The 5479-nt window shown below is 69.7% G+C and carries 5 protein-coding genes; 3 read left to right on the top strand and 2 right to left on the bottom strand.

Annotated elements, in window-relative coordinates; all coding sequences use genetic code 11:
* Both AC1DZ6_RS17905 and AC1DZ6_RS17900 read left to right on the top strand, forming a co-directional pair.
* Positions 1–598 (top strand): TonB-dependent receptor (locus AC1DZ6_RS17905; RefSeq protein WP_477098496.1); only part of this gene is annotated, 598 nt, incomplete at its 5' end.
* A 365-nt stretch (positions 599–963) separates the two neighbouring features.
* A complete protein-coding gene (locus AC1DZ6_RS17900) occupies positions 964–1758 on the top strand; it encodes a SapC family protein (RefSeq protein ID WP_477098495.1) in 795 nt (264 codons plus the stop codon).
* Between the two features lie 226 nt (positions 1759–1984).
* Here AC1DZ6_RS17900 and AC1DZ6_RS17895 read toward each other — a convergent pair whose 3' ends face one another.
* Positions 1985–2377, bottom strand: coding sequence for a MaoC family dehydratase (locus tag AC1DZ6_RS17895; RefSeq protein WP_477098494.1), 393 nt, complete (start codon positions 2375–2377; stop codon positions 1985–1987).
* Positions 2378–2493: 116 nt separating this feature from the next.
* Between AC1DZ6_RS17895 and AC1DZ6_RS17890 the strand changes: the two genes are divergently transcribed.
* Entirely contained in the window at positions 2494–4668 is a 2175-nt protein-coding gene (locus AC1DZ6_RS17890; protein ID WP_477098497.1) for a protein-disulfide reductase DsbD family protein, read from the top strand.
* Positions 4669–4812: 144 nt separating this feature from the next.
* Here AC1DZ6_RS17890 and AC1DZ6_RS17885 read toward each other — a convergent pair.
* Positions 4813–5479: DUF1353 domain-containing protein (locus tag AC1DZ6_RS17885; protein ID WP_477098493.1), on the bottom strand; the 667-nt coding region annotated here is incomplete at its 5' end.

The following is a 5479-nucleotide window of genomic DNA, read 5'->3' as shown; positions in this document are numbered from 1 at the left end:
CAGCCTCGACAACGAGACCGTCACCTCGCTGGAAGCCACGGTCCGCTGGAAAAGCGACCGGCTGCGCGCCGAGGGCCATCTGTGGGCGGCGCACTACGGCAACTTCATCGAGGAGGCCCCGACCGGCGCGATCGAGGACGACCTGCCCGTCTACCAGTACTTCCAGACCAAGGCCGACTTCCACGGGGCCGAGTTCGAGGGCTCCTACGAGGCCTGGCGCGGGGCCAGCCAGTCGATCCGCCTGGAGACCACCTTCGACTGGGTGCACGGCGAGACCGACGCCGGCGTGCCCGCCCGCATTCCGCCGTGGTCGCTGGGCGGCTCGGTGGTGTGGACCGCGCCGCGCGTCGAGACCACGCTGGAGGTCCGGCGAGTCGCCGAACAGGATCGGGTCGCCGAATTCGAGCTGGCCACCGACGGCTATACGGTGGTCAACCTGAAGGCCACGTTCAAACCCGTCGCAAATTCGCCGCTGCGTCTGTTCATCGACGGCCGCAACCTGACCAACGAGGAGATCCGCGAGCACGTCTCGTTCCTCAAGGACATCGCCCCCTCGCCGGGGCGCTCGGTGCGGGCGGGCGTGGCCTGGAAGTTCTAGGCGCGGGGGATCCGGAGCTCGGAGGCGAAATCACGTTGTCATCCCGGACAAGGCCCGCAGGGCCGCCGATCCGGGACCGCCGGAAGCGCCGAGTTCACGCGTCGGTCCCGGATCTTCGCGCTGCGCGCTCGTCCGGGATGACAACGGTGAGGAGGAGCGACGATCGCTCCGCGTTCTGAAAGTCACGCCGGATGACGGCGTTTTCCCCATGGCTTTCCCGCAAGAGACGAAACAGCGACCGAACTTAACCACAAGGCGGAGGGGTCGATTGCGAGGCCCCTCCGGATCGGCTAGAAGCGCCGGACCTTTCAAAGGCCGCCTGAGCGCAACGGGCGTCCGTTCATTAGCCTTATGTCGAGCTCTTCATGGAAACGACCCAACCCGCCGGCGGCATCTCCGGCAACGTTCTGTTCTATTCTTCGCCGGAGCCGTTGAACCGCGAGCAGCACGCCAAGCTCGCTCTGGTTCACAAGGACAAGCCGTACAGCTTCGCCCTGAACGGCACCGCCGTGCCGCTGGCCGTCACCGAATTCGCCCCGGCCGCCCTGAGCTATCCGGTGATCTTCGCCGGCGACGATCGCGTGCCGCTGGCCGTGATGGGCCTCAACACCGGCGAAAACCTGTTCATCGGCGCCGACGGCGGCTTCGAACCGGGCGCCTACATCCCGGCCTATATCCGCCGCTATCCGTTCGTCCTGGCCAATGACGAGAACCAGGACCGCCTGATCGTCTGCATCGATCGCAGCTCGGACCTGCTGGCCGAAGGCGGCGAAACCCCGCTGTTCGACGCCAAGGGCGAGCCGACCGAATACACCCAGAACTGCATCAAGTTCTGCGACGACTTCGAAGTCGAACGCCGCCGCACCGACTCGTTCGTGCAGCTGCTGAAGGACAACGACCTGTTCGAGCTGAAGAAGGCGGTCTTCACCCCGCTGGACGCCGCCGGCCAAGCCGGCGAGCCGCAGACCGTGGCCGAATATTTCGGCGTCTCGGAAGAGAAGCTGAACGCCCTGCCGGCCGAGAAGATCAAGGAGCTGCAGACCAGCGGCGCCCTGGCCCAGATCTACGCCCACCTGGTGTCGCTGATCGGTTGGGACCGTCTGATCGCCCTGGCGACGATCCGCCAGCAGCAAGCGACCGCCAACGGCGCGCTGAACTAAGACCGACGCCTTCGGGTGTTGGAAGGGCGGTGGTTCCGAGAGGGGCCGCCGCCTTTTTCTTTTTCACCTTCTCCCGGAGGGGAGAAGGAGGGGCCCGCGACGAAGTCGTGGGAGGATGAGGGGTGACGCCGCTGGCCGGAGTGCCGGCACGCCGTCGGGCGTCCAAAACCCCTCACCCTCCCATCGCGTCGCGACGGGCCCCTCCCTCTCCCTCTGGGAGAGGGCTCTATCTAGCGAAGATGCTCCGCGTCAGGCACGAGAAGACCAGCCGGCCCGCCTCGTCCAGCAGGTCGTGCTGGGCGATGACGATGCCCTTGCCCTCGCCGACCGGGTCCTTGCCCATCACCGTCATGCGGCCGCGCAGCAGCTCGCCGGCGGGCGGGTTGCGTAGCCAGCGCAGGGCGTCGACGCCGACCCGCTTGGTCTGGGGCCAGACGGCGCTGGCCTCGGAATCCAGTTTCGACCAGATGGCGAAGACCATGGTGTCGGGCGCGCCGCTGGCCGCGGGCCAGCCGGGCTGGAACGCCGCGCAGAACGAGGCCAGCGCCTTCTCGTCGACGACCGTGGCGCCCAGCGACACCACCTGGCCGATCTCGATGTCGTCGAAGGAAGCGGGCATGGGCGGGCGACTCTCTGTGAACGGCGCTCTTCGACCTGATCACGACGGCTTGGCCATTGTCGAGAGCGCTTGGAGAGGTCATGTGTCGTGATCTCGACCTGGCCTGGAACTCGTTCATGTCGCTTCGCAAGCTGTTCGCCGTCCTGCCGGCCTTGATGATCGCCCTGCTGGTGGGCGCGCCCATCGCCAAGGCCGATCCCGTCCAGACCGGGCACATCGAGGTCGAACTGGTTTCGCAGGAGGCCGGCGCCGCCCCGGGCTCGACGGTCTATGTGGCCTTGCGCCAGAAGATCCTGCCCGGCTGGCACACCTATTGGCGCAATCCCGGCGACGCCGGCGACTCCACCAAGATCGTCTGGACCCTGCCGGCCGGCTGGACCGCCGGCGACATCGTCTGGCCGACCCCGGAGAAGAGCCGCGTCGGGCCGTTGCTGGACTTCGCCTATACCGGCGAGGTGCTGCTGCCCGTGCCGATCAGCGTGCCGGCCAACGCCCAGGTCGGCTCGGTCGTCACCCTGAAGGCCGCCGCGGCCTTTCTGGTCTGCGAGCAGGTCTGCGTGCCCGAGGACGCCGTCGTCACCCTGACCCTGCCGGTCGTGGCCGGCGTGCCCGGCCCCGACCCGAAGTGGGCCGCCAAGGTCGCCGACACCCTGGCCAAGGCGCCCAAGCCCGCCGGGCTGAAGGCGGTGTTCGACCTGCAGGGCGGCGTGCTGAAGCTGGCCGTGACCGGCGCGCCGCTGAAGGGCGCCGATGTCTCGGGCGCGTTCTTCTATCCCTATTCCGGCAAGGTCATCGAGCACCCGCCCGAGCAGGGGATCGAGCGCGGTCCCGAGGGCCTGACCCTGTCCCTGACGCCGGGCTACGACTTCACCCAGGCCGAGGCCAAGCCGACCGAGCTGTCGGGCGTGCTGGCCCTGAACGGGGCGGCCTACGAGATCACCGCCACGCCGGGGACGATTCCCGCCGAGGCCGGCGGCATGGGCGCGCCGCCCGCCGCCTCGCCCAAGGCGGCCGGATCGGCTGAAGGCGCCAGCCTGGGCCTGCCGCTGGCCGTGCTCTTCGCCTTTCTCGGCGGGCTGATCCTGAACCTGATGCCCTGCGTCTTCCCGATCCTGTCGATGAAGGCCGCCAGCCTGACCGCCCACGCCCACGACGCCGGCAAGACCCGCGTCCAGGGCCTGGCCTTCCTGGTCGGGGTGGTCGTCACCTTCCTGGCCCTGGCCGGTCTGCTGATCGCCGTGCGGGCCGGCGGCGCCGCCGTGGGCTGGGGCTTCCAGCTGCAGACGCCGGCCGTGGTCGCCGCCCTGGCCCTGCTGATGCTGCTGGTGGCCCTGAACATGTCCGGCGTGTTCGAGGTCGGCGCTTCGGTGCAGGGCGTGGCGTCCGGCGCTGGCGGCGGCGGAGGGCTCGGCGGTTCGTTCCTGACCGGCGCCCTGGCCGTGGTCGTGGCCGCCCCAYGCACCGCGCCGTTCATGGCGGGGGCGCTGGGCTACGCCCTGACCCAGCCGCCGCTGGCCTCGCTGGCGGTGTTCCTGGCCCTGGCCCTGGGCTTCGCCGCGCCGTTCGTGCTGCTGGCCTTCATCCCCGGCCTGCTGGCCCGCCTGCCGCGTCCGGGGCCGTGGATGGACGTGCTGAAGAAGGGCCTGGCCTTCCCGATGTACGCCACCGCCGCCTGGCTGGCCTGGGTGTTCAGCCAGCAGACCGGATCGATCCCCCTGGCCGCCCTGCTGGCCGCCAGCGTGCTGGTCGCCTTCGCCGCCTGGCTCTACGGCCTGGCCCAGGCGCGGAGCATCGCCGGCAAGGGCGCGGCGGTTCCGTTCGTGCTGGCGGCTCTGGCGGTGGCCGCCGCCGTCGCTCTGGTGGTGGTCGGCGTCCGCGCCGTTCCTGCCGCCTCGACGTCCGCCGCAGCGCCGAGCGCCGAGCTTTCCGCGGGGCCGGGTCTGAGCGCCGAGGTCTGGACTCCTGAGAAGGCCAAGGCGCTGCAGGCGCAGGGCAAGGTGGTGATGGTCGACTTCACCGCCGACTGGTGCGTGACCTGCAAGGTCAACGAGGGCACGGCCCTGAAAGGCCAGCGCCTGGTCGACGCCTTCAAGGCTTCGGACGCCGTGCTGCTGCGCGCCGACTGGACCAAGCGCGACGCCACGATCGCCGCCGCCTTGGCCGAGCACGGCCGGGCGGGGGTGCCGCTGTACCTGGTCTATCCGAAGGGGTCCGGCGAGCCGGTCATCCTGCCGCAACTGCTGACCGAGGGTCTGGTGATCGAGGCGGTGGAGAAGGCGGCGAAGGGGTAGGGGCTCACCCCCTTGCCCCCTACGGGCCGCTTCGCGACCGTCCCCATAGGGGGAAGAGGCGCTGCGCGGGACGTCCTCCGCCCCCTATATGGGGCGCACAGGCGGCGGAGCCGCCAGGTGGGGGCAAGTGTGTGAGCCTCGGCTCTACTTCTTCTTGTCGCCGACGCCGAACGGCAGCCGCGCCTTCACCTGGTCCAGCGGCGTCCGCGTCACCACCAACGGCGGCGGGGTCACGACCACGGGCGTCCTGATCGGATAGGCCCGCCAGCCGCTTTGGATCAGCGCCCCGAACCCCTGGCAGCGCGGCAGGATCCGCACGGCGCCGGTGCGCGGCTTGGCGAAGGGCGCGGACTGGAACAGGTCCTGGCGCTTGGGATCGGTGAACTTCCAGTCGGTGGGCAGGCCGTAGCCCTTCTCGCCGCCGATCCGCACGGCCTTGTAGGCGATGTTGGCCTGGAACGGCGGCACGCCGTATTTCAGCATCGCCCGCAGGAAGATGGCGTCGGCCTCGTCGCGCTTGCCCGGCTCGCCGATCGTGTAGAGCCAGTCGTGGATGATGGCGGCCCGCGCGGTCGGTCCCTGCGGATCGACGAAGCCCTGGCCGTACCAGGGCACGCTGGCGAAGTCGGTGACGTACCAGCGCGGCACCACGATGACCTTGCCCGTCTCGACGTCGCAATAGGGGAACTCGGCGTCCAGGGTGAACAGCTTGCGGCCGTCCTTGGTCTGGTTGAACAGCATCACCGGTTGCGGCGTCAGCGAGCTGGGCGGCGTGGGGGCCACGACCGGCACGAAGACCGTGGTCTTGGTC

It is taken from the genome of Caulobacter sp. P1_B12_2 (genome assembly GCF_056406675.1).
Note: the sequence above shows the minus strand (reverse complement) of the source record. Positions and strands in the feature narration are given on the sequence as shown.